Raw genomic sequence first — 25,478 nt, 5'->3', positions numbered from 1 at the left:
CACGCCACGAGTGTCGCCGTTCGGGGGTGCGGAGTCGGTTCAGCCGCCCGCGCTCGGAGAGGAGCCCTGTGCCCGCGCGTGGACGGCGGGCGTCGTGCCGTACGCCCGACGAAACGCATCGATGAAACCGCTCGTGGTGCGGTAGCCGACGCTCTCGGCGACCACGCTCACGGGGAGGCCGCTCGCGAGCAGGGACAGCGACGAGACGAGCCGCGCCTGTGCTCTCCACGGGGCGAATCCGTGCCCCGTCTGAGCGACGAAGGCGCGCATGAGCGTGCGTTCGCTGACCCCCGCCTCCCGGGCGAAGGCGGCGAGCGAGGTCTCGTCGCGCGGGTCCCGCAGAATCCTCTCGGCGAGCACCCGGGCGGCCGGGTGCGTCGGGATCGCGAGGCTCGCGTGCTGCTCGGTGCTGCTCTGCATCCGTTCGGACAGGAGGGTGTGGCACGCGGACCTCGTCGCGGAGGTGAGGGTTCCCGCCGCGGTGTGACGGATGAGCTCCGCCATGAGCGGCGTGCACGAGATCGCAGCCGGCCGGCTCCATCGTTCTCCCGGTGGGCGCAGCCGCGCGCTGCTGTAGACGCTCTGCGTCACTCCCCCGCTCAGCGGCTCGGTGAAGTGGACGACACCGGCCGGGAACCAGAACGCCGCGGTGCTGCGGACGAGCCACCGCTGCCCTCCCACCAAGACGTTCATCGCCCCGTCCGGGAACCAGTACAGCTGGTCCTCGTCATGGCTGTGGGGCGGGTGCGCCGTGGCCCCGTGCGTCACGCCGAAAAAAGTTTGGGATGTCACCTGCGGAACATCGGCCCCACCGTGCTGGGCGCTGAGGGCGGGCGAATCCTCCTCAGCCGCCACGCGTGCGGAATCTGTCATGGATTCGTGTCACCCTCGGTCGATTGGCGAGCCAGTTTGATAAGGATAGCCTTACCTCCGTTCGCTGCGGGAACCCGAGAAACCGCGCGACCCCGTCCCCGATCACAGCAAGAGGTGTGCAGACGCATGATTCGATCCGCCCGGACCCACCGGCTCTCCCGAACGGTGGGCGCCGCGCTCACCGCCCTCGCCCTCGCGGCGCTCACGGCGTGCTCGTCGGCTCCCCCTTCCTCCCCGTCGACCGCCGCTCCCGCGGACTCGTCCGGTGAGGGCCAGTTCCCGGTGACGATCGAGCACGTGTACGGCGAGACGGTCATCCCCGAGGAGCCGACCCGCGTGATCACGCTCGGCCTGTCCGACCAGGATCCCCTGCTCGCCCTCGGAGTGAAGCCGATCGCGGTCTCGGCATGGTGGGGCGACTACCCGTCGGCGACGTGGCCTTGGGCGCAGGACGAGCTGGGGGATGCCACGCCTGTGGTGCTCAACGGAGGCCTCCGCGACGAGGCGAACCCGCCGATCGAGGAGATCGCGTCACTGAAGCCCGACCTCATCATCTCGCTCTACAACGGCACGACCCAGGAGCAGTACGAGCAGCTCTCGCGGATCGCGCCGGTGGTCGTGCCCGACGCCGAGTACGCGAACTTCGCGATCACCTGGCAGGAGGCGACCCGCGCCACCGGTGAGGCCCTGGGCCGTGAGGCCGAGGCCGTCGCGCTGGTCGACGACCTCGAGCAGGCGTTCGCGACCGCGGCATCCGCCCACCCCGAGTTCGCCGGAAAGACCGCTGTCGTCGCGGAGCGCTTCGAGGCCGGCGAGACCATCGTGCGCACGGGCAATGACGTGCGCGCGAAGTTCTTCGAGCAGCTCGGGTTCACGATCCCCACCGAGATCGCCGGCATCGCGCCGAACGAGTACGGCGAGCTGTACGTCCCCGACGAGCTCGTGACCGACATCTCGAAAGACCTGCTGGTGTGGAACGTCGGGTTCGCCCCCGACGCCCGCGCGACCGTGGAGGCGCTGCCGCTCTACAGCCAGCTTCCGGTCGTGAAGGACGACCACGTGCTGTGGGTGGAAGACAGCGTGGTGTCGGGCGCATTCAGCTGGGGGACCGTGCTGAGCCTGCAGTACGCCCTCGACCAGCTTCTGCCGCAGATCACGGAGACCCTGAACTGAGCACGGTCACCGACGCGCGGCGAGCGCGGCGCTTCCGGACGATTCCCGGGAGCGCCGCGCTCGCGGTGGTGCTCGTCGTCGCCGTCGCCGCGAGCCTCGCGGTCGGGGCGCGCACGATCCCGCCCGGTGACCTGGTCGCGGCGCTCCTCGCACCGTCGCGGGGCGAGGTCAGCATCATCGTCTGGGAGGTGCGGCTTCCGCGCACGCTCGTGGGGGTGCTCGCGGGGGCGGCGCTCGGCATCGCGGGGGCGCTGATGCAGGGGCACACGCGCAATCCCCTCGCCGATCCGGGGATCCTCGGCGTGAACGCGGGGGCCGCCCTGGCCGTGTGCGTCGGCATCTCCGCCTTCGGGTTCACCGCGATCGGCAACCAGGTCTGGCTCGCCCTCCTCGGTGCCGTGCTCGCCACCGCGGTCGTGTTCGCCGCGGGAGTCGCGCGCGGTCGCACCTCGACTCCGGCGACCCTGGCGATCGTCGGCACCGTGGTCACGGCGATCCTCACCGCGGTGACCAGCGCCATCCTGCTCTGGGACTCCGCGACGATCACGTCGTTCCGCTTCTGGACGGTCGGCGCCCTCCCCGGGCGCGGCCTCGCCGAGATTTCGACCGTCCTCCCCTTCCTCGTCGCCGGGCTCGTGCTGACCGTCGGCAGCACGCGGTCGCTGAACGCGATCGCCCTCGGCGACCAGTTGGCGGCGTCGCTCGGGAGCAGGCTCGTACTCGCCCGCCTTCTGGGCGTCACCGCTGTCGCGCTTCTGACCGCCGCGGCCGTGGCGCTCGCGGGCCCCCTCCTGTTCATCGGCCTCATCGCCCCCCACGTGGCGCGCGGGATCACCGGCCCCGACTACCGGAAGCTCGTGCCGGTCGCCGCCGTCGTGGGCGCGGCGACCGTGCTGGTCGCGGATGTGATCGGACGCCTCGTCATCCACCCCGAAGAGGTGCAGGTCGGCATCGTCGCCGCCCTCCTCGGCGGCCCGCTCTTCATCGCCTTCGTCCGTCGTCGCCGGCTGGCTTCCCTGTGACCGCGACGCAGAGTCTCCCGGTGCGCCGCGTCATCCGGATCGGTCGGATCAGGATGCCGCTCCGCCCCCGCATCCTGTTCTGGTACCCGGCGATGGCCATCGGCATCCTGCTGCTCTTCGGGGTGAGTGTGAGCATCGGCGAGATGCCGATCCCGCTCGGCGATGTCGCGGCGGTGCTGCTCGGCGGGGGCGCGGAGGCTGATCGGTTCATCGTCACCGACCTCCGGCTGCCCCGGGCTCTGGTGGCGCTCGGCGCGGGTCTCGCGTTGGGCGTCTCGGGCGCGCTGCTGCAGAACATCACGCGCAATCCGCTCGCCAGCCCCGATGTCATCGGCATCCTGTCGGGCGCGAGCGCGGGAGCCGTCGCGGCCATCGTCCTGGGCGCGACGACGGCGATCGCGGGCGGGGCGACGGCGTTCGCCGTTCTCGGTGGGCTGGCCGCTGCCGCCGCCGTTTTCCTCCTGTCGGGGCGCGACGACGCGGGAGGAATGCGGCTGATCCTCGTCGGCATCGGCGTCACCGCGATCAGCGCGGCTGTCACCTCCCTCCTCCTCGTCAGTGCGCGCGTGCACGAGGCCGCGCAGGCCGTGGTCTGGCTGACCGGAACGCTCGACGGACGCACCTGGACGCACGCCGGTCCCCTCCTCATCGCCGTGGTGGTCGTCGTTCCCCTGCTCGCCCCGCTCCTTCACCCCCTCAGCGCCCTCGCGCTCGGCGACGACCTCGCGCGGAGTCTCGGCGTCCGGACCTCCGTAGTGCGGACGCTCGGGCTCGCCGCCGCCACCGTGCTCGCTGCGGCGGCCGTCGCCGCGGCGGGGCCCATCGCCTTCATCGCCTTCGTCGCCCCGCAGATCGTGATGCGCGTGATCGCCTCTCCGACCCCTCCCGTGATCGGCGGAGGGCTCGGCGGCGCCCTGCTTCTCCTGGCGACGGATGCCGCGACCCGCACGCTCCTGCCGATTCCGTTGCCCGTCGGGATCGTCACCGTGGCACTCGGCGCGCCGCTCTTCCTGGTGATCCTGCGGGGGCGTCGGCGGCGGCTCACCGTGTGAGGCGATTCTCTCTGCCCTCCGTGGTGACCGCCGGGCCGTCCGCGGTGGCCGCGGGCCGGTACCGGTGCGCCGTCGCGCCCGGGCCGAATCCGCGCCGCTCGACGAGCCCAGCCTCGTGGTGGACGCAGCCGTCGACCGTGACGTTGATGGCGTAGCAGGCGGCTGGGTCATCGCCATAGCCTCCTCGCCGCCCCCGGCCGGCGAATGACCCCCCTCGTCACCGGAACAGCTCGACGTGGTCGCCCACCCAGGCGCGGAAGGTGCGCGGCGGTCGCCCCACGATTCGGGCGTACTCGTCCGAGACGGCCGGCACCGTATCGACCGCCTCCCTCCAGTCCTTGATGATCTGCCGCACCCAGACCTCGGGCACGTACCTCGACAGCAGCGCCGACGACTCCTCCTCCGTCTGCTCGACCACTCGAAGGGGCCGATCGATCACGTCACCGATCGTCGCGACCTGCTCGCGCAGGGTGAGGCGTTCCGGGCCGGTGAGCACGGGTGCGGCGCCGATGAGTGTGTCGGTGGTGAGGGCGATCACCGCGACGTCGGCGATGTCGCGCTCGTGGATCGGCACCTGCACCGCCTCGGGATACGGCAGAGGCACCGCACTCTCGTCCTTGATGCCCCAGCTCCATCGGGCGGCATTGCTCGCGAAGCCGCCCGGCCTCAGGAACGTGTGTGCGAGACCGGACTGTCGCACCGCCTGCTCCACGCGCAGGAAGCGCGCGCCGTTGAAGTCGTCAGCCGCTCCCGGCGAGGTGACCGACGACGACGACAGCAGGACGACGTGCTGAACACCCGCCGCCGCGAACGCCTCGAGCAACGCCTCCGGCTCGGTGAGATCGGCGTACAGGAAGACGCGATCGACGCCGCTCAGGGCGTCGCCAAACGACGCCGGTTCGTTCAGATCCGCGCGAAGAACCTCGACCTCCGCGGGCAGTTCGAGCTTGTCGGGCGTGCGACTCGTCGCCCGCACCCGCTCCCCTCGCTCGAGCAACCCGGCGACGACTCCGCCACCAACGGCACCACTGGCACCCACAACCAGAACCGACATGATCTCCTCCTCCGCGAACGTCTTCACGAACGCCTTCACGAACAACGTTCGCGAACAGTATTCGTGACGAACGTCAATCGTGTCAACTGTTACCCTCGGTGCATGGCCCCACCCCCAGAGCCGGTCTCGCGGCGAGCGCGTCCCTCGAAGGCGCCGCTTTCGCGGCAGGCGATTCTCGACGCCGCGATGGGCCTCATCCGCGAGAGCGGCGTCGAGGCCGTCGCTCTCCGGCACGTGGCGGCACAGGTGGAAACCGGTCCGGCGTCGCTGTACGCCTACTTCGGCAACCGCGACATCCTGCTGGAGCACGTGCTGGATGCCGCGTACGGAGAAGTGACTCTCGTCGACGCCGGCGTCGACGGCCGCGATTGGCGAGGCGCTCTCGCGCAGACGGTCACTCACACGATCGAGACGCTCGAGAGGTACCCGGGTCTGGGAACGGTCGCGCTCGGCTCGATCCCTGTTCTTCCCGGCGCACTCCGCCTCGCGGAGCACGAGCTGTCGCTCATGGAGGCGGGAGGCATTCCCCCCGAAAGAGCCGCGCTCGGGGTCGATCTCATCGCCCAGTTCGCGGCCTCGACGGCCGTCGAACGGACCGTCCGGCTGAGTCGAGACAGCGGCGCCGAGGAGCGCGGACGCGTCCGAATCGCCTACGAGCACGCCGATCCCGAGAAGTTCCCGCGGGTGGCGCGCTCAGCGTCGCTGCTGACAGGGCCCGACGAGGCCGCACGGCGCGACTTCTCGATCGAGGTCCTCCTGAGCGGGATCGAGCGCTCGCGCTGAGCTCAAACCGCGCCGTCAGGGCGCCGCGGCCCCCGCCCGCGTGAACCGCTCGGCCTGCACCGTGAACGCCTCCGCCAATTCCGTAGGCCCGACGACCTCCATCGCAACCTCGAACCGCCCGAAGGATGCCGCGAGCGCACCCCACGACCACGACCCGGCTTCCAGCGTGCACCGGTCATCGTCGACCACCGTCACGGTGCCGTCGCCGGCGAAGGGGCGGACGCGGTCCGCGGGCGCGTGCAACAGCACCGTCCCCTGGCACGGCCACTCGTTGGCATCCGATCCCTTGAAGCGCGCCGAGACGAAGGCATCGACATCGCCGCCCGGCACGACGCGCGGCACGAAGGGTGCACCGCGCGGAACGCGCGGAAGGATCCGCTCGGCGGCGAACAGGCGCCAGTCGTCGCGGTCGAGGTCCCACCCGAGGAGGTACCACCGACCGTGCGAGGTGACGAGATGGTGCGGCTCGATCCGCCGGGGTTTGGCATCGCCCTCACCCCGCGGGAGGTGGTCGAAGCGGAGCGTCACGCGATCGCGCACGGCCTGCGCGAGAGTCAGGAGCACGTCGAGAGACACCGGGGCGGCCGGCGCCTCGCCCGGACGTCCGACCGTCGTCACCTCGATCGCGTCCAGACGATGACGAAGCCGCGACGGCAGCACCTGACGCATTGTCGCGAGGGCGCGCACCGCCGCTTCGCCGATATCGGCGCCGAGCGCGGGCGCCGCCCGCAGCGCAACCGCGACCGCGACCGCCTGGTCGTCGTCGAACAGCAGCGGAGGCATGTCGTTGCCCGCCTCGAGGCGGTACCCGCCGTCGGGACCCATCGTGGACTCGATGCGGTAGCCCATCTCGCGGAGCCGATCGATGTCGCGCCGCACCGTCCGATCGCTGACGTCCAACCGCGACGCCAGAACCGACCCCGGCCAATCGCGACGCGCCTGTAGCAGCGACAGCAGGGTGAGCAATCGCGACGTCGTGGCCATGGCATCCACGCTAGATCGAATAGAGGACAGAAACAGACCTATACGGGCGGAACTGTCGGTGTACGAGCCGATTCCGGCCGAGCAATCGAGGAGCAGACATGTCCGTGCAGACCACCACCCACCTGAACTTCCGCGGCGACGCGCGCGAGGCGCTCACGTTCTACCAGTCCGTCTTCGGCGGACACCTCGTCATCAACACCTACGCCGATTTCGGGATGCCGGCCGAGATCCACGGATCCGACGGAGTCGTCTTCGGCCTGGTCGCCGCCCAGAACGGCTTCCGCATCATGGGCTACGACATCCCCGGCCGCACCGAGGGCGGCATCGCCGACGGCGGAGCGACCCACCGCGAAAACGGCACGACGATCACCGATCAAGCGCTGTTCGTGTCGATCAGCGCGCCGACCCTCGAGGAGCTGCAGGGCTCCTGGGATGCCTTGGCGGTGGATGCCACGATCGTCGAGCCCCTCGCGGCGTCGGCGTGGAGTGCGGGGTTCGGGATGTTGACGGATCGGTTTGGGGTGACGTGGAGCGTGTCGGTCACCGCGGAGTAGTGGCTACTCGCCCGGTGTGCTGTCTCGATCGCAGCACGCTAGGTTTCGAGCTCGGAGAGGATCTCCTTGGCGACTTCTGGGGAGCGCCTTATGGCTGCGCGCAGCTGACGTCGTTGAAAGTCGTGTCGCCCACCATCGACGACCTCTCGCCAATCTTCCCTGTGGTTCGTAAGTCCCTCGCGGGCCAAGAACTCGATAACGTTTTCGAGCGAAGGACGGAAGCGACGCGGGCCCACTGGCAAGTGCAAGCGCTGGAGCGACCGGTCAGGCGATACTTCTTCCCACTCAGCGCTCGTTGCCGCCACCTGCAGGTGCGCCTCCGGATAGTCGTCGGCTTTGTCGCGCTCGTAATCGACGTGCAGCAGTTCGCGGGTCATCTCTTGATCGACAGCCAGAGCCACGACCGAGTTCTGAACCATCAGGTAGTTGCGCTCTTCGTCCGCGCGAAGGCGGTAGGAGACGACCATATAGACGAGCGGACGGTCGGGTGCACGCAGGAAAGGAAATCCAATCCGAGGTGCGAGGTCGTGTTTTGAAGCCCCCACCCCGACATAGGCGGTTCCTTCTGTTGGAACATGCACTGCCGAAAGACGAACGCCGTGGGCAACCGTCCTGTTGAGGGTGCTACTCATTTGGGCAGCGAAGTCGCGCGCCGCCGTCGGCAAGTCAAACGGTCGACGCTGGATCAAGAGCCGAAACGATCACCCATCCAAGGCGTGCGCTAAGGCTGTGAAAATCGCCAGCGCGCGCTTGGTCACGTAGTTCATCGAGTATAGGTTGCGGATGGAGCGCGTGAGGGTTCGACTCAGCCGCTGCCTGCGGAGCATAGGCTGTCCCCGTGACTGAGGCTGCCCCAGCGGACGACGATCAAGCCGGCGATGGCGCGATCGAAGGCTCCTTCTGGCCGATACCCGAGAACTATGCGTTCCACGGGGACGTTTGGCATTACACCAACGCGACGGGCCTCGAGGGGATCGTAAAGAGCGGTGAGCTCCGCGCGTCGAGCACAGTCTTGCTCAACGATCCGCAGGAACTCCTGTACGGAGCAAAACGCATCAGACACTGGTGGAAGGAGAACCGCGAGAGCCTGAAGGGCGAAGCACCTCGACTGGTTCCGGTCATGGACGATCAGCTCGACGGGTTCGAGGAGGCAGTGCTAAACAATCCGGCCTACGTCGTCTGCGCGTCGGAAAAAAGCCTGTTGAGCCAATGGCGCAACTACGCCAGTACGAACGGTTTCGCGATCAAGCTCGACGCGACGCCTTCCTATGGGATCGTCGACGAGCAGGAGGATCCAAAGGCTCCCGGCACGACGAGCATGCCCGAAGGCCAGTTGACGCGGCTGCCGTCATGGGTGCGAGTCGCGTACAAGCCCAGCAAACAAGACGAGCTCATACGTCGGTTCTTCGAGAAACTCTCGCTGGACGTCGGGCACGTCGGCAGACTGCTTCAACAGGACGATGTCAAGAACGCGAGGACGTTGATCGAAGCGACCATCGCCGGGCTTGCGGCGATGATGAAACATCCTGCATACCGGGAAGAGCGCGAGGTGCGACTCATCGCCTACCTGCCCAGCAATCGGCATCCTGGTCACTATCCCGCGCAGCGAGGCGTCGTGCCGTTCGTTCGAATGATTGCGACTGACGACCCTTTCCCTTTGAACAACACGCGGCCATATCGTCAGCTGCCAATCAAGGAGGTCCGGGTGGGGCCACCGCAGGGTCAGACCGAGCGTCAACGCAGACTGGGCGCGCAATCGCTGCTTCGCGCGCACGGATTCAACGCTCCAGTGAAGGGCTCGGGCATCCCTTTCATCCCGTGAGCAACAAACTGTACAGATAGCTCATACTTGGAGTCTGACCTGGCCGTTTCCTCGAATAATCGACGCCATGTCAACTTGAAACTACTTACCCAGTTGCGAAAGCTGCAATGGCCTCTCCCCGCCGCACGCGGGTCTTTCAAAGCAGCAGGCGAGTAGATTCTGCGAGCGAAGCTGGGCCCCGCTCAGAGTGACCGCATGGCCCACCCGAACGCTCTCTCGCTAAGCGGCCGCCAATTGGGCGCCTCTACATCCCGATCCCGTGCCCCGCACTGGGCGCCCCAACCACCGGCCCCGTCGCCATCGCAGCATCCCGAACCCGCGCCCCCGCCCCACCTCCGCCTCGCCCGCGCGCACAGCATCCTGCATCGTCAACTCCGGAGTGCCGCGCTGCATCGACACGGCGAAGCACCCAATGGCCGCCGCATCCGTCCCTGCCACGACGATCGCGGCGTTGTGTATCCGCTCGCGCGTGAGGCCGACGTAGAGTTCCGCGGCATCGACATCCGGCCCAACCTCCGATGGGTTGGCAGTGTCACCCTGCACGCCGTGCACGGTGGACGCGTGGGCGAGGTGTAGGTGCTCGCGCGCATATTCGGCAGGCACCCGCCGTAGACCGCCACTGTCGCCAACCGCCAGAGTTGAGCCTCAAGCGCGACGGTTGGTACCGCATGCGGCGAGGCCTTTTCACAACCGACCCCGATATCGACCTCTCAGATATCGAAGGCCTCGACAACGAAGACGGCACGGAAGATCTCGATGACCCCGATTGGCCGGACTGGGCGATGTCCATCCTCAAACAGCGCAATGGCGTTCTGGGGCAGGCGTATCCGTCCACCGTTAGCGAGGACGGTGTGGAGGCCCAGGACGGATGGGGACAGACTGAATACGGCCGACTGCTGGTTCTAACCTTGGCCCATGCGTACGGTGCCAAATTGTCGGTCGATCCGAGGACCATCTTAGAACGGCTAGTTGTCACGGCTTTCGCGTGTATGGGCCTAAATTCGGTCAGAATGGGTACAGCCACGACGCGTCGACGCAATCGGGGTTCTTAGCTGGCAGGACCGGCGCCCGGGACAGATCGTTCGAATCGCCCAGGCGACGCTAGGTTCGAGCGCGCGGTGGCAGTACACGATCGCAGAACTGAAGCCGGATCACTGGGTGAACTACCTACAGGAGACTCTCCACGCGATCGGGATGCTGGCGGTGCCGCATCACATCGATGACAAGCACCTGCGATACCCCTTCGCCTTACGCCACAATTGTTGACCGGCTGCGTCTAGTGGGCCGCATCGGTAGCGTGGTCGCCGGCGAAGACGAAGCTCTCGAGTGGTTCACAGCCAGCAAACCGGACTACTGAGCGACGCCGAGTCTGAGGGGTGAGCGCCCTGCTCGGACGCCGCCTCGGGCGCCGGTAACGCTTGCTCCATACTGGGCCAAGGCACGAGTTGCTCGCGACTGTTCGGACGAGTTCCCCCGCAGCGGCGAAGTGTTGCGTTCTGCGAGGGATGGGCGGGTTACAAACCGCCTAACAGAGTATCGATCGGTTCCCCGTGGTACTTCGCGACGTCAGAGAGATCAACCCGAAAACTCACCATGCTGATGGAAGGACTATCGACAAGCGGACGGGGCACGAATGTGCTCGAGATAGCAGTTGGGGGAACGTCCGGCCAGATGCTGAAGCGATAATCTGACAACAACTCGACCTCTGTCCCCACCGTGTCAAGCACCCGGGACGTCAGACGTTGCGACTCCGCCGGGCGTAGATCCGGGAGAATCTCCCGCAGGAAGTCGGCAATCGATTCCCCGCCCGGCGAGGAAGCAATACATACTGAGACAACAAATGTCTCATCGGGCCGCAGGAGCAACTGGTCTAAACGCAGTGAGTGCATTCGCTCGCGTCCTTCGTGGCACTTCACCTCTAGAAGTCGGCTGTCCAGTTCGAAGTCGATCTTGTCGGTCGCGCGCCCATGCCACCCACGAACTAAACGTCCTCGATCCGGCGATGCACGTATCAGCCACAGTTCCGCCCAGAGCCCCTTGATCGTCTCGGGAGTAGGTTGCGGGTCGTTTTGAAGGAGGCGTAAAACCTCGGCGAGACGACCGAGGAGCGCTGACGCATTTGAAACGGGGAACTCTTCGGGCAGCATCGCAGCGATGACGAAGAGGAATGCGCCTAGCAAGTCCGCCCGGTCAGACGCCAGTGAGAGCCTGAGAAAAGCGCCGATTCGAACACTGGGGCCGACAACCACGCGGTAAGTACCCCCTGAGGTGAGGCGGACCGATCCGACTCGACTTTCGGTCAACTGTCCCACATCGGGCATTTCTGGGATTAGGACGTCGAACTCTCCCGCCGTGCCGCGTGCGCAGATGAATCCCTCGGGGGTCACGATCCCGTTAAGCGATTTCGCGCGCTCAGGAATGCGCACCTGAGACATCATCGCCAGAAGTTCTTCAGCGCTTTGCATCAGAAGACCTCGACGACGACATCCTTTTCGGCGGACTGGGGCACGAAGAATTGCACCCAAGAAACTTCCTCGTCCATATTAGTGAATCGAACCCTGCGCAACTGAACAGTAAACCGGTCCTTGCGGCGCAGCTCCCTCTCGCCCACATATAAGAGGGGGCGATCAGCGGTCACAGCCTGGGGGTTGCGACCCACGAATGGATTCCTCTGGAAAGAGGTGATGTCACGTCCCGTCTGGCCAGTTGTGCTCAATCCGGCAAGCATCACGACATCAGAGTCGGGCTCGAAGTATGCGGCGTAGTTTGCAAGTGCGGTAATCAGCACTCGATCACCTTGGTCATCCAGAGTTAGCGCGAGCATTGCCTCGAGGATCGATGCGATCTCTACGCCTGGGAAGTATTCGTGACTCACCGCACCCTGGCGGCGATCAATCACATTCGGGATTTCCTCGACGCCGCGCGGCTCCATCTGCGTCAGTAAGCGGCGCCGAAACTCCTCGACTACCGAATTATTGTGCAGGACCGACGCAAGGTCCATATGCATGCCCTTGGGCCAGGTCCAGCCACCTTCCAGCTTGACTCGGCTCGTTCGCCGGCCGATGACACTCGCTCGAGCGAAGTGCCGGACGTTCTGCGAGATAAAGAACTGCCGTTTCCACTCGAGAAGTGGCCTTCCATGCCACGAGGCGAGAGTGGCCCTCAGAGCATGCTCGTCCTGAACGTAGGCAACGAACTCGTCTTCCAGTGTTCGTGGGAGATAGATGCGGCAGTAGTCACCGAACTCTCTTCGATAACCAAAGAATCTGGCGCGCTGTTGAAGTACGTCAGTAGACCCGGGCGCGGGCCGCGGGATGTACGTGACCGTCAGACCTTCGACGGTGTACCCCCGGTCGAGTTTGAGCCCCCCGATCAGAATCCAGAATCGGTCGCGGTTCCAGTCGACCTCCTCACCGCTGGGCGTGGAGTTGACCTCCACGACCTGCAATTCTCTACACACCTCGGCGACAGCGTCTATGAGGTCGAACAGGGGCGGCAGGTCGTCAGCTGTGCGTGAAAGTTCGTTGTACGCGGAAACCCACGAGTCTCGGACATCTGGCTCATCGCGCATCCTTACAAGCAGATCTGGCCATGACTCAATCAAGCGGTCTACCCAGCCCTTGTACAGCTGGTGCGGCTCGGTGGCTTGGGCCACCTGAAGCATCATCGATCGGTTCTCGGCAAGGCCTCGAAGATCGACGACAGCGCATCCGAGAAGAAAGACTCGGAGCGCTTCCTGCAACGACGCCGGCGCAACCTCCGGAGGATCCGAGTAATCCTGGACTAGATCCTCAGGAGGCAGCCGTCTGACTAGATCGCCGCGACGCTCGCGGAAGAAGTAGTCTCCGCCGGTGTAGCTCGGTCCACTTTCGATCACCCTTACAAACTCGGGATTGAGCGCATCAGTGATTCCAAGGAGCAGGTTCGCTTGAGGAGTCGCCGTGTACTGAACAAAGGAGTGCCGCGGAACAGCAGCGCGCAACGAGTCGATCGTGCTGTAGGTACGACTTCGCTCATCGGCGTCGTTCAACAAGTTGAATCGCGCCCGTGTGTTGAGGCTCGCTTGGTCTGCCTCATCGTCCACGATGAGGGTCGGCACGTCCCCCAGGTCCAGACTCGTAAGGAGTGCCGTCAGCGTTTCGATCCTCGTTGTCTGCTTGAGCGCCGTGATGACAACTGTCGGCCGTTGCCGCCCACCTTCGTGCTGGAAGCGGATCCAGTTCCGAAGTGATTGCTGAATCTCCTCACGCTTCAGAGCGCCCGGGTTGCTGAAGTGACGCCAAGCATCCCGCGTTTCCAGCCTTCCCATATCGAGGTCTCGAGTAAGTCGATCCTCGGACTGAGAGCGCAGGTTGTTCTTCGTTCCCGCTAGGAGCACGACCAGCCCGTAGCCGTTATCCCTGGCCGCGGCGATCAGAGTTGTGAAGGACATGGTCTTACCCGATTGAACCTGCCCGATGACCAGGACGGCGTTCTGACGAGGGTCCCCGGCCGGGTCGACGCAGTGGCTGAGGATGTCTAGAGAATCATTAGCGATGCGCTGCGCTTCCGCATCTCCGAGGCGCTTACGCATCTTCGATATCGACGCCTGCACCCGGCTCCCGGCGGTCGCGGGCCAAGACGTGGGCACTGGCGCATCGGTGTCCGAATCGATCGGGTGAATCGTGGCGTCAGACATTGTCATCCTCAATTGCCGCGTGGACTCGGCGAAGAACATCATTTGTGTAGCGAAGCATCGGCCGACTCGGGTATCCAGCGTCCTGACTGAGTGAGGACGCGATGGCAAGGGCACTCGCCATGCCGATCAACGCGCGATTCGCTTCACCATTGGCGCCTACATAAGCCTGGACGAAGGGGTGAGCCCACGAGAGTTTCACCTCGATCCGTCGGACTGTCAGCATTGAACTCGGATCGAGCACCTTGGTCGTCGAGCCCACCTCGATCCAGTCGGAGACGGACTCGTCATTGGTAATGTCAACTCGGAGCACCCACTCGATGTCGCCCGCTCTCACCTGCACGGTATGGCTAGCACTGACCTCTTCAGGCTGTTCATCGATTGATTCGGGCAGCGGCTCGTCGCTCGACTCAGCACGTTCCAAGTCGGCGGCCGCCCCGGGAAGGCGATCCTCGTAGGCGCGGCGCACCTCGTCCGCGGCCTCCCGGAGTGGTGAGAACTGGGCACGGGTGAGAGCGTTCGCCCGGTAGTCCTGTGCCTGGCGGATGAGGTCGATTGGCTCTTCGCCAAGCTGCCGACGGAGTAGATCCAGGAACTCCTCTTCGTCCTCGCCCCACACGAACCCATCCTTGGTGTGTGAAACGTCGAAACCCTCAAGGTCGAGTTCGCCCCAGATGCGCTGATACTCATACGAGTTCGACTTCTTAAAGATGGCTTCGGGGCGATAAGGCTCGTCGAAACTCCCGACTATCAATCGGCCGCGTCGAAACAGTGCGAACCCGGCCTCGCTCGTACTGCCTCGACGGCGAACGCCCGCAAACCCCGTCACTAGGCGCCCATCCCCCATCGAGAACGAGATGGGTTTCCGCCACTCAACCGAAGGTCCCTCCCTGTTCCACGCGGGCGGAGCTTCGAGCGCCTCTACTTCTTCCAGGAGCAACGGTTCGTCGTTATAGATAAGTTCCATGGTGCCGTCGCGGAGGAACTGCCGATAGATGCTCGTGAGGTGCCGCTTAATCTTCTCGATTGTGCGACCGCGCGGCATGTGATTGAGGTCTTCGAGTTGTATTACCGTGAAGTGACCTTCCGGCAGAGCTGGCTCAATGGTGACGGGCAGCGACTCAAGTTGGGTCTCGGTGATCCTTCGCATGTCAAAATGCACTGATCTCTGTACTGACTCACCAATAGCCGATGTGCGTACAGACCACCTGCCAGCGAACCAAGTTGCCGCACTTTTCATCCCCATGCCGAACTCAGAAAGACCTCCGGGCACCGGCGGTGGCTCCGCAGCGCGGAAGGCTCGCGGAAAGTCCTCTCCTCGGATACCAAGCGCGTTGTCCGCGATTGTGATGCGACCGACGCCAACATGGCTGATGGAGATTTTCACACGCAGCGGAGTCCGCCCCAGAAGTCCATGCGCCCGAGCAGTCAGATAGCTGCCCAGCGCGTTGTCCACGAACTCTCCGAGCGCATACCAGGCCTTGTAATTCAGACTTTGCAAAACACCAAGGATGTTGACCCCTGGTCGGATGTCGACCGACTCCATCACGCGACCAACGCTTCCATCTGTTGAGTGATGGGAGACGCAGCGAATAGCGTGGACCCTACTTCTTTCACCACTTTGGCGTTCACAGCGTTACCGAGCGCGCGGTAGGCACTTTTCGGACTCGAGGGCAGTTTGATACCGTCAAGACTCTGCAGACGAGCGCACTCCCGGGGAGTCATGTATCGACGCTCCCAGCCGATCACCGGGACCTGGGAGTCGGTCATCGCGACCAAGGAGGGTGCCGTCGTTGGCCGCTTGACGCGAACTCCCGACGCGCGGAACTGAACGACGTACTTCCACACGCTTCGTTCCTCTCCCTGTGCGTTCCATTCAAACTTCTGATAGCTGGAGGGAAGTTTCTCGATGCCCAGGATCGCGGGATCAATCCAGTCCGCATTCGAAGCGTAGAAATCACGATTCTGCTGAATGAACCGCTGCTTCCATCGGGGGAAGACTCGCTGCCCCCGCCGCGAATGGCTGGGGAGGCTCGCCCACATTTCCTCGGTCGAGAGATGCCTCAGCCGCCTGCCGAACGAGCCTCTCGATCCCCGCAGGAACTCTAGACCGCCGGTCTCGAGAAGAGCGAAAGGCGTGGCGTCTTCATATGGGTATGTGGCGCCAAACTCCATCGCCCAGATCGGGAAGGATGGCAGCGCGACCGCCTCAGGGGATGCGGTCAGGAATCGGTCCCAGGCTTCCAACGCCAGCGTAGCAACTTCACCGATCGGACGCGCGTCCGAAGGAGCGATGTCGAGCACGGAGCGAATGTCTGTGGGTGCGTCGTTGGGGATGGGCCACCGAAAGGATGCCAGGCTGTCGCGCGAACCGATGATGTACGCGCGATCGCGGATCTGTGGAACGCCGAACGAGTGTGGGCTCAGACGTCCCACGCGCACGGAGTATCCGAGGGCGCGCAGTTCCCGCTCAATTCTGGCGATTGTCCGCCCCTGATCATGAGTCAGGATGTTCGGGACATTCTCGAGGATGAAGTGGCTCGGGCGCTTTGCGTCAAGGACGCGCAGTACGGCGAAGAACAGGTTGCCTTGCAAAGTGTCTTCGAATCCAAGCTGGTCACCGGCCTTTGAAAAAGGCTGGCACGGGAACCCCGCGGCCAGTACGTCATGGTCCGGGATGGCGACAGGATCGACGTCGTTGATGTCCCCCGCCGGACGGAGACCGAAGTTCGCCTCATAGAGACCAGCCAACTCCGGAACCCACTCCGCCGCAAAAACTGCTTCACCGCCGAGTGCCTCCAGCGCAACGTGAAACCCACCGAGGCCGGCGAAAAGGTCGATGAATGTGAAATCGGCCATCACTCGCCCCCGCCCGCAAACCGAGCGAGGCTCGTGGAAGACAAACGGCATTCGATGCCAGGGAAGGAGGCCAGAATGATATCGACAAGCTTGGCTGCACGTTCTTCATCCATGCGAATATTCTGCGAGGAAGTACCGACATCCCGACGTTCACTCGAGCCGAATGACACGAGTTGCAGATACTCGACGCCGTCATCGCCCGTCAGCACACGGAAGGCGCACTCGGCCTTGCTTGCCGACCTGCGGAACGATCGATCGTCTGGGTAGAAGCGCGTGAGGATTGCCACCCTCTCTTCCTACCTCACCCCGCACTCCGATCTGGGTCCGACGCACGCGTCACGCCACGCGTAGGAACGATAGGCCGAGCCGTTGTCGGACAGAACCCGCTCCACGGTGACGCCGCGTTCGGTGTACCAGGCGACCGCGTGCCGGAGGACGACAATCGCGGCGTCGGCCTCCTCGTTCTCTCAGATCTCGACGTAGGCAACTCGGGAGTGGTCGTCGAGGACTGTATGCAGGAACGTGGTGCCGGTGCGTGCGTGCCGGTCCACGCTCCACTTGCCCGTGCGATGCGATGTCGCGGACTTGCTCCTGTTGCCCTGCTTCACGCCGACGAACCGCCACCATCCGGGATCTTGCCGAACTCGCTCGCCTCGACGTGGATCATCGACCCTCGATGGTCGTGCTCGTAGCGTCAGAACATCGCCAGCGACGTGCCCTGCGTATGCTTCAAATGGCCTCGGTTCGGAAGGCCATACGGCAGCCGTGTACGAAAGTCGCCCCTCATGTCGCCTAGTCAGCCTGAAGCCGATGAACCTTGGCGGGCGGTCCTGTCGTTGCCCGTCGATGCCCGCAAGCGGCTCGCATCGGACGCCCGCGCATCGCTCGACCAGGATCAGATGCACATTGGTCGTTCGCACACTTTGCCGCTCCGTTCGCCAACGCGAGCCGAGTGTCAGAATGCGCTCCTGGACGAGGTGTCCGAGTTCAACGATCTAGTTCACGAGGGCCCCGCGCATCCAATCACTTTCAAGTCGACTGCGCGGTGGCTCAGCCTATTGGTGAAGGCGAGGAGAGACCTGCTTGAGGAGTTGCGGAGGCGTTCGCCGTTCGAGATCTTTGACGCAGATTCTGCAATCGCCCTCGTCAGCAACGTCGATTCATCTCTCCTGTACGCCGTTGACTTCATAGAGGAAGGCATCCCAAACGGCTGGCTACCACCCCGCGTCGAGGCTCGCGGGGACCGCAAGAGCAGACCTGGTGATGAGCAACTCCACCCGCTCGCCCGCCTATTTGGTTTGCAGGTCGCGCCCATCGACGATGAAGGACGGTTCGACCGTTCAAGCGTCCTCCGGACCTACGCCTACAAGAACGGTGCCCTCGTCGCACTGCTCGCCCCGCACCTGGAGTCCCTGGGAGTGCCCGCAACACAGAGCCTCGGAAGCCTCGTTGACGCGCTGGCAACCGTGGTCGGCGCAGGGCAACCTCTTATTGCCAGTGATGCGTTCAGGCTCACTCTCGTCCTCTTGGGCGCGCACGACACACAACTGGTCGAGAGCGTGCTTCAAGACGTCGAGTCGAATCTGCCTAATGAACGAGAAGGCGAACGAAGGCGCACGTCACTTCGGCAGCTGATCGCAGGCTCTGACGATCCCGAGAGCGTAGCCATTGCCAGCGCAGAACTCTATGCCAGTGTGCTCGAAGGCCCGTTCCGCACATTCGGCTGGGCCGTTCACTGCTTGCAAACGGGATCGCTAGCACCGCGCCCGACACTGTCCAACGTCTGTGATGCGCTCGGTACGGATGACGGTTGGCTAGCATCCGTGGTCGCTCGTGCGGCACTAGTTGAAGTACGCAACGGCGTATCTCACCAAGAGATCCACTGGGACGGCTTCATTGAACAGCTTCTCGTGCGGGGAGAACCTGTCGCCCTTAATGACATCGACATCGCCCGCTCCGTTGCGGAATCTCTCGTCGGCGGGATACGCATGGCAATTAGGATCTTCCAAACCTCGCGTGTGGTGATCCAGAGCGCAACCGATCTTGGTACGGCGACCTCGCACATCGCTCGCCTTGATAACGCTGGCGGGTACTTCGCTACTAATCGACTGGAACTACTCGCGAGCCAGTTCAACTCACGTACCGCGAGCATCAAGCTGAAGTCACTCCAGCACGGACAGATCAATCCGTGCTTTCAAGCAATCATGAACGTCGCCAGGGACCTGCCTGGCATCGAGGCGTTCGATGTGCGCGCCGAGCAGCCGTCGGTCAGTTTCAGCGTGAGTCGAAGGGCGTGCGAGTTGACCACCCCAGTGTGGCAGGCGGCATTGTCGCACCTGTCGGCGATGCCGCTTTCCACATTCCTTCCCCTCAACTACTGCGCTCGGCTAGAAGCTGAAGGGCGGCTCCTCGCATCACGCGCGGTCGCGTGGATCAGCATCGACGACGCCTTGGATGGGTGGCTCGATCAGGCGGCGCGCGACTTGCGAGTCGCGTTCATGAGGATTCAATTGGCGCGCCATGCACTGGAGCAGACTGCACTTCTTGCGGAACGGCCGGCCCCGGTCCAGCTTGCAGGACGACTGCTTGATGATCTTCTGAGCATGTTGAGGATTCACTCGCCCGGCAGCGGATCGTCGGAGGCGCGTCTTGAGCAGGCGTTCAAGAGGGTTGCGGACCTGCATGCGCAGTGGGGCCCTGTGCCGCGCCTCCCTGGTGTCCCCCACGTCGACCCCACGGAAGATGATCTGAAGCGCGACTACCGCGCAGGACGGCGCATAGGCCGCGAGACGTGGACCCTCTGACGTAGCTTTGAGTGTCCGAACGGTCTTCGCTTGGATTCGCTGTTGCGAGCCATCTCGCACACGCGAATGTTTGCGGGGACGGATAACACTGGCCCACTTCCTCGGCACCTACCGCAAGTCTCGCACCACGGGCTTGTGGTTTTCCGGGCGCCACAGATATCACTCCGCCGACGAGTGGCGGCAGTGGGGCGTCTTCCCGCCCGCCATCGACCCACCCGCGGGTGCCGACGACGAGACGCGGCTGCTCTGCACACTGGGGTTCTGGGTTCCGTAACCGACTGCAAGGATCCCGGCGCGGAGGGTCATCGCCCCAGGAGCGCCAACGCATCCGCCGCCGCACTCCCCGCCTCCGCCGTATGCGTGAGCAGACGCTGACCGTTGCTGTCGGGCAGGTGCAGCACCTCGTAGTGCAGGTCGAGATCGCCCACCTGCGGGTGATGCAACCGCTTCGTTCCGCTCGAGCAGAGCCGCACGTCGTGCTTCGCCCACAGGCGCGCGAAGTCCCGGCTGTTCATCGACAACTCCCCCACCAGCTCGGCGAGCGCGCGATCGTCGGGATACTGCCCGGCCACATACCGCAGCGACGCAACGGCCGACGCGGCCTCTTCCGTCCAGTTCCGGTGCAGCTCGCGCGTGTGCCGGTCGAGGAACAACAGGCGCATCTGATTCGGACGAGTCGCCGGGTCATCCGGATCCGTGAACGCAAGATGCCCCGCCACGAGCGCGTGACCGAGACGATTCCAGGCCAGCACGTCATTGCGCCGCCCGAGAAGCAGCGCCGGAACCGTCGGCATCGACGCCAGCAGAGCGAGCGCCCCGGGAACGGCCACCTCCGCCCGAGCCGCGCGGGTGCGGCGCGCGGGCACCGGGCGCGCGAGCTCGTACAGGTGCACCCGCTCGTCGTCGTCGAGGTCGAGAGCCCGCGCGAGCGCCTCGATGATCGCGTCGCTGGCGTTGCTCGACTGCCCCTGCTCGAGCCGCGTGTAGTAGTTCACCGAGATCCCGGCGATCTGCGCCAACTCCTCACGCCGCAGACCCGGCACCCGCCGCTGGCCCCACGAGGTCACGCCCGCCGCCTCCGGCGTCACGGCATCGCGGCGGCTGCGGAGGAAATCCCCCAGCTCGCTCGACACCCGTCCCTGCCCGCGTAGTGATGGCACCGTTCCAGTCTGACCCACCACACCCGCCGTGTGCCTGCCCCTGCGAGGGGTACCACCGAGGGAGTCCTGGCTGGGCCGCGCCCTCGTTCGCAGGGTGGATGCCATGAACACCGACTCCCCGACCACGGCGACCGCCGCCACGAAGCCCGACGCCCTCGGCATCCGTCAGCGCCTCGCGCTCTTCGTCCTGCTCACCGCGAGCTTCACTCTGGCGGTGGACTTCTCGATCCTCAACGTGGCGCTCCCGCGCATTGGCGCCGAGGTCGGCTTCGGTCTCGCCGACCTGCAGTGGATCGCGACCTCGTTCGCCGTGTGCGCGGCCGGCTTCACGCTCTTCTTCGGGCGATGCGCCGACCTGTTCGGCCGTCGCCGCCAGTTCCTCGCCGGCATCACCCTGCTCGGTGTCGCCTCGCTCGTGGGCGGGCTCGCGAACGAACCGTGGGTGCTCATCGCGGCGCGCATCGCGCAGGGCATCGCGACGGCCGCCGTCACCCCGGCCGCGCTGTCCCTGCTGACGACGTCGTTCCCCGAGGGGCGACTCCGTGACCGCGCCCTCGGGCTCAACGGCGCGCTCATGGCCGCGGGGTTCACGACCGGCGCCGTGCTCGGCGGCCTCCTCACCGACCTCGTCAGCTGGCGGTGGGCGTTCTTCGTCAACGTCGTCGTGGCCGTCGTCGTCCTGGCGATCGCTCCCGCGGTGCTCCGCGAGACCAGGTCGCCCGAGCGGCCGAGACTCGACACCCTCGGCGCCCTCACCGTCACCCTCGCGCTCGCGGCCGCGGTGTTCGGACTGACGCAAGCGAGCGAGCACTCGTGGGGCGATGCGCGGAGCTGGGGGTCGCTGCTGTTCGCCGCGGTCATGGTGTTCGCGTTCGTGATGACGGAGAGGATGGTGCGCGACCCCCTCGTCCCGCTCGGCGTCCTGCGGCGTCGCGTGATCGCGTGGGGCAACATCGCCGGGGTCGTCGCCTTCGCGACCGAGACGTCGATCGTGTTCCTGCTCACCCTGTACCTGCAGAACGTCCGGGGCTTCAGCCCCCTCCAGGCGGGCCTCGTCTTCGCGGTGCTCGGCATTGGGACGGTGATCGGCGGACTCATCGCGCCCCGCATCATCGCCCGCATAGGCGCGACGCGCGCGATCGTGGCGGGCCTTGCGGTGCAGGCCGCGGCCACGATCCCGCTCGCCTTCCTCGACCTGCTGTCCGGCTGGCTCCTCGTCGTCCTCGTCGGAACCTTCGTCGGTGGCGTCGCGAACCTCGTGGCCATCGTCGGCTTCATGGTCACCGCGACCACCGGCGTGCGCGACGAGGAGCAGGGCCTGGCGACCGGGCTCGCGACGATGAGTCAGCAGATCGGCATCACCGTCGGCACCCCCGTGATGTCGGCGATCGTCGCGGCGAGCGCCACCGGCCTGAGTCTCGGCGTCAGCACGGCGGTGATCGTGAACGCGGCGATCTGCGTCGTGGCATCCGGGATCGTCGGACTCGCGCTGCGCGCTCGCTCGACCTCGGACGCGTGACGGGGCGACGCAGAGGGTCAGGCGATCCGCACGGGCTTTCCGGTGCGGACGCTCGCATCGAGCGCGCTGTCCATCACGGCGATCAGGGGTCGTCCGTCGGAGGTCACGAAGTAGTCGCCGAGCGAGACGATCGTGTCGGCGATGTTCGTCCCCCACGGCGGGAGAGTCGCCGGGTGGTCGATGTCCCAGACCACGGCCGTGGGTGGGTGCTGGCGGAGCTCGTGCTCCGCACGCTCAAGTTCGTCACGCGCCGCGCTCGCGGCATCCGGTGACAATTCCCCGTCGAGGTAGAGAGCCGCGAGCGTCGGGAACCGCGACCCGCGAACGCCGTCCTCGAGCCGCGCGGTGAGGGTATCGAAGAACGAACCGAGGAAGTCGGCACGGCCGACGGGATAGGCGATCGGTCCCACCCGCAGGTTCACTGTCACGCCACGAGTATAAGAATGCGCGAGCGGGAGACTCGCTCGATCGACGGCGGCTCGATACGTCCGAGGGCGAGCTCCATTCCGGATCGGCAACGTCACTGTTCGAAGTCGGTGAGATGGATGCGACCGCCCTGCTTACCGTAGATGGCGATGATCTCCGCGGGCACCGTCAGATGCGCGTTGCCGATCCAGTGCGGCGTCGCCGTGTCGAACTCCGCCGCCTCCCCCACCGTCAGGTCGGTGACCTGATCCGACAGCACCAGCCGAATCTCGCCGGCCAGCACGTACAGCCACTCCCTCCCGGGATGCGAGTGAAATCGCGCCGGTGGGAGCGCCGTCACGGCGGGGTAGATCACCTTGAAAGCCTGAAGCTCGCCCCGGTTCACGCCCAGCGGAACATACGTGAGCCCCTCGCGCCGCACCGGCCGGAGGTGCACGCGCGGGTCGCTGTGCGAGGGCGCGGCGACGAGCTCATCGAGGGGCACCCCGTACACCCGCGCGAGCGGCAGCAGGTGCTCGAGCGAGGGCCGAATCCGGGCTCTCTCGAGCCGCGACAGGGTGCTGGGCGTCAGTCCGGTCTGCTCGGCCAGCTGCGTCAGCGTCAGGCCCGCCACCTGCCGAAACGTGCGCAGCCTCGGCCCCACCCTCTCGACGATCTCCGCTTCGTCCGCCACCACTCCCCCGATTTGCAGATGTGACACGAGCTTTGCCCATCCGCATGACGCCCCGCAACGATCGAGGGATGACCCCCACGAGAGGAGAACCGGATGCCACACCCCCACGTCGATTCCGGATTCACGACACGCGACGACCTCGACACCCGCATCGAGCACTACCGGCAGCTCATCATCGGCAGTCTCGACGGCCTCTCTGACGACCAGGCCCGCGCCGTCGTCGTCCCCGGCAAACCGTCGCTGCTCGGTGTCGTCCGTCACACGGCCTACGTCGAGGGCGTGTGGTTCGGCGAGGCCATCACGGGGCGACCCCGCTCGGAGCTGGGACTGCCCGTCGCCACGGCGAACTCGTGGAAGACGCGCAAGACCGACACCGTGGCATCCGTCATCGAACACTGCCAGCGGATACACCAGCACTCGCGCGACAACCTGGACGGCCTCGACCTCGACGACGTCGTCTCGGGGCGCGGTCGCCGCACGGTGCTCAGCCTGTGCACGCACGTGCTCAGCGAACTGGCGTGGAACACGGGCCAGCTCGACATCCTGCGGGCGCTGCACGCGCGATGAGGCGCCCGTCCGCCGGGGCAGAGGCGCCCGGGGGAAGTCGCCTCAGGCGGCGCGCAGGGCGGTGGCGAGGATGGCGGCCGCGAGCTCGGCCGGGGCGTCGATCGGGACGATGTGGCCGCTCGACGCGATCTGCGTGGCGACGACCACCTCGGCGACCCGCTCGAGCTGCCGAGCGGGCGCATCGCCGACCGTCGATGCCCCCACGGCGCTCGCCGGCAAGGAAAGCGTGTGCTTCTCGGCCCATCGCCGATTGGCTGCGGCGTTCGCGGGCATCACGCGGTAGTGCGCGAACGCCGCGCGCAGCCGCTCGTGCCCGGTGTACGCCTCGACGAGGTGGTCTCGCAGATCGCGGGGGACGCCCGTTCGCGCCCCGGCCGCGAGGAAGAACTCGATGTACCGCTCCTCGCTGCCGGCGACGACGTCTTCCGCGAGTCCGCCGGGCGCCTGGTGGAATCCGAACCACCACGGGACGCCCGCCGAGAAGAAGTCCTCGGCGCCGTCAAGACCGCCGATGACGGCCTCGACGATCGTGAGGCTCAGGACCCGCTCCGGATGCCGCGTCGCCATCGCGAACGCCGGCGCAGCGCCGAAATCGAAACCCACCACATGGGCCCGCGGTAGACCGAGCGCATCGAGGAGGCGCACCTGATCGATGGCGAGTGTGTCGGCGTCGTATCCGTCCAGAGGGATCTCGGTGGCGCCGATCCCCCGCAGATCCACGGCGATCGCCTCGTAACCCGCCCCCGCGAGAAGAGGCACTACCTCTCTCCAGATCTCCTTGGTGTGCGGAAACCCGTGCAGGAGCAGAATCGGCGCGCCCGCGCCCGTTCGCTCGATGGCCACGCGCAGGTCGGGCAGCTGCACGAACTGCTGCGTCTCGTCTCGTGGCATCCGGTATCCCATCGTTACAGTTGGCTACCTGGTAACGATAGGAGAGCGCCTATGACCGCGGAAGAAGGCACTTCAGCGAAACAGGGGCACTCCGAGGAAACCTCACCGAGGGGCGATCTCTTCGACCCCACGTGCCCGACCAGAGGGCTGCTCGATCGGGTCGGCTCGAAGTGGACCGTGATGACCGTGCTGCTTCTCGCCGAGGCGAGCGACCTGCGTTTCTCGGAGTTGCGTCGTGCGATGGCCGGGGTGTCGCAGAAGATGCTGTCGCAGACTCTCCGCCAGCTCGCACGGGATGGACTCGTCAGCCGACGCGTCGACGCCGACATCACTCCCCCCGCCGTGCACTACGCGCTCACCCCTCTCGGACGCTCGCTCGTGCCGGCGCTCACAGCCCTCAGGTCGTGGGCGGAAGAGCACATGCGCGAGGTCGACGACCACGGCGCGCGAGCGGGCTCGCGCTGATCGAAGACCGGGTCGGTGGGGTACGGGATCTGCCCCCATCAGCCCGACCCCCGGCACGCGTGATCACCCCGCAGGGGCACGTCCGGACCACTGTCGAATGGGTGCCCCACACCTCTGCCGAG

23 protein-coding genes and 1 pseudogene are annotated in these 25,478 nt (G+C 65.8%); 10 read left to right on the top strand and 14 right to left on the bottom strand.

The features are described from left to right. Nucleotides 1–39: 39 nt before the first annotated feature. The gene (locus PIR02_06005; protein WZH38218.1) at nucleotides 40–873 is read right to left on the bottom strand and encodes an AraC family transcriptional regulator; all 834 of its coding nucleotides are present in this window, start codon (nucleotides 871–873) and stop codon (nucleotides 40–42) included. Nucleotides 874–999: 126 nt separating this feature from the next. Here PIR02_06005 and PIR02_06000 point away from each other — a divergent pair, with 126 nt between their 5' ends. From PIR02_06000 to PIR02_05990, 3 genes are all read left to right on the top strand, one after another. Next, on the top strand, nucleotides 1,000–2,046 hold the full coding sequence (locus tag PIR02_06000; protein WZH38217.1) for an iron-siderophore ABC transporter substrate-binding protein: 1,047 nt from the start codon (nucleotides 1,000–1,002) through the stop codon (nucleotides 2,044–2,046). 65 nt (nucleotides 2,047–2,111) lie between these two features. Then, on the top strand, nucleotides 2,112–3,068 hold the full coding sequence (locus PIR02_05995; protein WZH38216.1) for an iron ABC transporter permease: 957 nt from the start codon (nucleotides 2,112–2,114) through the stop codon (nucleotides 3,066–3,068). Between the two features lie 20 nt (nucleotides 3,069–3,088). Then, on the top strand, nucleotides 3,089–4,120 hold the full coding sequence (locus PIR02_05990; GenBank protein ID WZH38215.1) for an iron chelate uptake ABC transporter family permease subunit: 1,032 nt from the start codon (nucleotides 3,089–3,091) through the stop codon (nucleotides 4,118–4,120). A 217-nt stretch (nucleotides 4,121–4,337) separates the two neighbouring features. Here the strand turns inward: PIR02_05990 and PIR02_05985 are convergent, their stop codons facing one another. After that, a complete protein-coding gene (locus PIR02_05985; GenBank protein ID WZH38214.1) occupies nucleotides 4,338–5,174 on the bottom strand; it encodes an NAD(P)H-binding protein in 837 nt (278 codons plus the stop codon). Nucleotides 5,175–5,276: 102 nt separating this feature from the next. On the opposite strand from PIR02_05985, the gene PIR02_05980 reads away from it, so the two are divergent. After that, nucleotides 5,277–5,957, top strand: coding sequence for a helix-turn-helix domain containing protein (locus PIR02_05980; GenBank protein ID WZH38213.1), 681 nt, complete (start codon nucleotides 5,277–5,279; stop codon nucleotides 5,955–5,957). A gap of 15 nt (nucleotides 5,958–5,972) precedes the next feature. Here PIR02_05980 and PIR02_05975 read toward each other — a convergent pair whose 3' ends face one another. Beyond that, on the bottom strand, nucleotides 5,973–6,941 hold the full coding sequence (locus PIR02_05975; GenBank protein ID WZH38212.1) for a WYL domain-containing protein: 969 nt from the start codon (nucleotides 6,939–6,941) through the stop codon (nucleotides 5,973–5,975). Between the two features lie 98 nt (nucleotides 6,942–7,039). On the opposite strand from PIR02_05975, the gene PIR02_05970 reads away from it, so the two are divergent. After that, complete coding sequence (locus PIR02_05970; GenBank protein ID WZH38211.1) at nucleotides 7,040–7,495, top strand: VOC family protein; 456 nt, start codon at nucleotides 7,040–7,042, stop codon at nucleotides 7,493–7,495. A 38-nt stretch (nucleotides 7,496–7,533) separates the two neighbouring features. Here PIR02_05970 and PIR02_05965 read toward each other — a convergent pair whose 3' ends face one another. Further along, nucleotides 7,534–8,127, bottom strand: coding sequence for a hypothetical protein (locus tag PIR02_05965; protein ID WZH38210.1), 594 nt, complete (start codon nucleotides 8,125–8,127; stop codon nucleotides 7,534–7,536). A 206-nt stretch (nucleotides 8,128–8,333) separates the two neighbouring features. Between PIR02_05965 and PIR02_05960 the strand changes: the two genes are divergently transcribed. After that, nucleotides 8,334–9,317, top strand: a complete 984-nt coding sequence (locus PIR02_05960; protein WZH38209.1) for a DUF2971 domain-containing protein — start codon at nucleotides 8,334–8,336, stop codon at nucleotides 9,315–9,317. Nucleotides 9,318–10,831: 1,514 nt separating this feature from the next. On the opposite strand, the gene PIR02_05955 is transcribed toward PIR02_05960, so the two are convergent. The 6 genes and pseudogenes from PIR02_05955 to PIR02_05930 all read right to left on the bottom strand — a co-directional run bounded on the left by PIR02_05955 (nucleotide 10,832) and on the right by PIR02_05930 (nucleotide 17,545). Then, nucleotides 10,832–11,782: a PD-(D/E)XK motif protein gene (locus PIR02_05955; protein WZH38208.1), complete on the bottom strand. Its 951-nt coding sequence runs from the start codon at nucleotides 11,780–11,782 to the stop codon at nucleotides 10,832–10,834. After that, nucleotides 11,782–13,995, bottom strand: coding sequence for a Z1 domain-containing protein (locus tag PIR02_05950; GenBank protein WZH38207.1), 2,214 nt, complete (start codon nucleotides 13,993–13,995; stop codon nucleotides 11,782–11,784). The genes PIR02_05955 and PIR02_05950 overlap by 1 nt, the downstream gene beginning before the upstream one ends. Continuing rightward, nucleotides 13,988–15,538, bottom strand: a complete 1,551-nt coding sequence (locus PIR02_05945; protein ID WZH39084.1) for an ATP-binding protein — start codon at nucleotides 15,536–15,538, stop codon at nucleotides 13,988–13,990. Before PIR02_05945 ends, PIR02_05950 begins: the two co-directional genes overlap by 8 nt. Next, nucleotides 15,538–16,851, bottom strand: coding sequence for a DNA (cytosine-5-)-methyltransferase (gene dcm / locus PIR02_05940; protein WZH38206.1), 1,314 nt, complete (start codon nucleotides 16,849–16,851; stop codon nucleotides 15,538–15,540). The genes PIR02_05945 and dcm overlap by 1 nt, the downstream gene beginning before the upstream one ends. After that, entirely contained in the window at nucleotides 16,851–17,138 is a 288-nt protein-coding gene (locus tag PIR02_05935; protein ID WZH38205.1) for a hypothetical protein, read from the bottom strand. The genes dcm and PIR02_05935 overlap by 1 nt, the downstream gene beginning before the upstream one ends. A gap of 42 nt (nucleotides 17,139–17,180) precedes the next feature. Further along, nucleotides 17,181–17,545 (bottom strand): annotated as a pseudogene (locus PIR02_05930) (DDE-type integrase/transposase/recombinase). A gap of 91 nt (nucleotides 17,546–17,636) precedes the next feature. Here PIR02_05930 and PIR02_05925 point away from each other — a divergent pair. Beyond that, a complete protein-coding gene (locus tag PIR02_05925; GenBank protein ID WZH38204.1) occupies nucleotides 17,637–19,655 on the top strand; it encodes a hypothetical protein in 2,019 nt (672 codons plus the stop codon). Between the two features lie 302 nt (nucleotides 19,656–19,957). Here the strand turns inward: PIR02_05925 and PIR02_05920 are convergent, their stop codons facing one another. Then, nucleotides 19,958–20,815 (bottom strand): helix-turn-helix transcriptional regulator, encoded by an 858-nt coding sequence (locus PIR02_05920; GenBank protein ID WZH38203.1) that lies wholly within the window; start codon nucleotides 20,813–20,815, stop codon nucleotides 19,958–19,960. 103 nt (nucleotides 20,816–20,918) lie between these two features. On the opposite strand from PIR02_05920, the gene PIR02_05915 reads away from it, so the two are divergent. Then, nucleotides 20,919–22,334 carry an MFS transporter gene (locus PIR02_05915; GenBank protein ID WZH38202.1) on the top strand — a complete coding sequence of 472 codons (1,416 nt, stop codon included), beginning with the start codon at nucleotides 20,919–20,921 and terminating at the stop codon, nucleotides 22,332–22,334. 17 nt (nucleotides 22,335–22,351) lie between these two features. Here PIR02_05915 and PIR02_05910 read toward each other — a convergent pair whose 3' ends face one another. Together PIR02_05910 and PIR02_05905 are read right to left on the bottom strand one after the other, a co-directional pair. Beyond that, nucleotides 22,352–22,762: an Imm70 family immunity protein gene (locus tag PIR02_05910; protein ID WZH38201.1), complete on the bottom strand. Its 411-nt coding sequence runs from the start codon at nucleotides 22,760–22,762 to the stop codon at nucleotides 22,352–22,354. Between the two features lie 92 nt (nucleotides 22,763–22,854). Further along, nucleotides 22,855–23,460, bottom strand: coding sequence for a helix-turn-helix domain-containing protein (locus PIR02_05905; protein ID WZH38200.1), 606 nt, complete (start codon nucleotides 23,458–23,460; stop codon nucleotides 22,855–22,857). A 66-nt stretch (nucleotides 23,461–23,526) separates the two neighbouring features. Between PIR02_05905 and PIR02_05900 the strand changes: the two genes are divergently transcribed. Continuing rightward, entirely contained in the window at nucleotides 23,527–24,000 is a 474-nt protein-coding gene (locus tag PIR02_05900; protein WZH38199.1) for a DUF664 domain-containing protein, read from the top strand. Nucleotides 24,001–24,042: 42 nt separating this feature from the next. On the opposite strand, the gene PIR02_05895 is transcribed toward PIR02_05900, so the two are convergent. Beyond that, the gene (locus PIR02_05895; protein ID WZH38198.1) at nucleotides 24,043–24,891 is read right to left on the bottom strand and encodes an alpha/beta hydrolase; all 849 of its coding nucleotides are present in this window, start codon (nucleotides 24,889–24,891) and stop codon (nucleotides 24,043–24,045) included. A gap of 51 nt (nucleotides 24,892–24,942) precedes the next feature. Between PIR02_05895 and PIR02_05890 the strand changes: the two genes are divergently transcribed. After that, the gene (locus PIR02_05890) at nucleotides 24,943–25,356 is read left to right on the top strand and encodes a helix-turn-helix domain-containing protein (GenBank protein WZH38197.1); all 414 of its coding nucleotides are present in this window, start codon (nucleotides 24,943–24,945) and stop codon (nucleotides 25,354–25,356) included. Nucleotides 25,357–25,478: the final 122 nt, after the last annotated feature.

It is taken from the genome of Microbacterium enclense, from assembly GCA_038182865.1.
Taxonomy (GTDB): domain Bacteria; phylum Actinomycetota; class Actinomycetes; order Actinomycetales; family Microbacteriaceae; genus Microbacterium; species Microbacterium enclense_B.
This window is presented reverse-complemented; position numbering and strand designations above follow the sequence as displayed.

Excerpts from the sequence above, each read along its gene's own strand:
- PIR02_06005 (WZH38218.1), bottom strand. The coding sequence starts at position 873 with ATGACAGATTCCGCACGCGTGGCGGCTGAGGAGGATTCGCCCGCCCTC.
- PIR02_06000 (WZH38217.1), top strand. The coding sequence starts at position 1,000 with ATGATTCGATCCGCCCGGACCCACCGGCTCTCCCGAACGGTGGGCGCC.
- PIR02_05985 (WZH38214.1), bottom strand. The coding sequence starts at position 5,174 with ATGTCGGTTCTGGTTGTGGGTGCCAGTGGTGCCGTTGGTGGCGGAGTC.
- PIR02_05980 (WZH38213.1), top strand. The coding sequence starts at position 5,277 with ATGGCCCCACCCCCAGAGCCGGTCTCGCGGCGAGCGCGTCCCTCGAAG.
- PIR02_05975 (WZH38212.1), bottom strand. The coding sequence starts at position 6,941 with ATGGCCACGACGTCGCGATTGCTCACCCTGCTGTCGCTGCTACAGGCG.
- PIR02_05970 (WZH38211.1), top strand. The coding sequence starts at position 7,040 with ATGTCCGTGCAGACCACCACCCACCTGAACTTCCGCGGCGACGCGCGC.
- PIR02_05965 (WZH38210.1), bottom strand. The coding sequence starts at position 8,127 with ATGAGTAGCACCCTCAACAGGACGGTTGCCCACGGCGTTCGTCTTTCG.
- PIR02_05955 (WZH38208.1), bottom strand. The coding sequence starts at position 11,782 with ATGCAAAGCGCTGAAGAACTTCTGGCGATGATGTCTCAGGTGCGCATT.
- PIR02_05950 (WZH38207.1), bottom strand. The coding sequence starts at position 13,995 with ATGTCTGACGCCACGATTCACCCGATCGATTCGGACACCGATGCGCCA.
- PIR02_05945 (WZH39084.1), bottom strand. The coding sequence starts at position 15,538 with ATGGAGTCGGTCGACATCCGACCAGGGGTCAACATCCTTGGTGTTTTG.
- dcm (WZH38206.1), bottom strand. The coding sequence starts at position 16,851 with ATGGCCGATTTCACATTCATCGACCTTTTCGCCGGCCTCGGTGGGTTT.
- PIR02_05925 (WZH38204.1), top strand. The coding sequence starts at position 17,637 with ATGTCGCCTAGTCAGCCTGAAGCCGATGAACCTTGGCGGGCGGTCCTG.
- PIR02_05915 (WZH38202.1), top strand. The coding sequence starts at position 20,919 with ATGAACACCGACTCCCCGACCACGGCGACCGCCGCCACGAAGCCCGAC.
- PIR02_05900 (WZH38199.1), top strand. The coding sequence starts at position 23,527 with ATGCCACACCCCCACGTCGATTCCGGATTCACGACACGCGACGACCTC.
- PIR02_05895 (WZH38198.1), bottom strand. The coding sequence starts at position 24,891 with ATGCCACGAGACGAGACGCAGCAGTTCGTGCAGCTGCCCGACCTGCGC.
- PIR02_05890 (WZH38197.1), top strand. The coding sequence starts at position 24,943 with ATGACCGCGGAAGAAGGCACTTCAGCGAAACAGGGGCACTCCGAGGAA.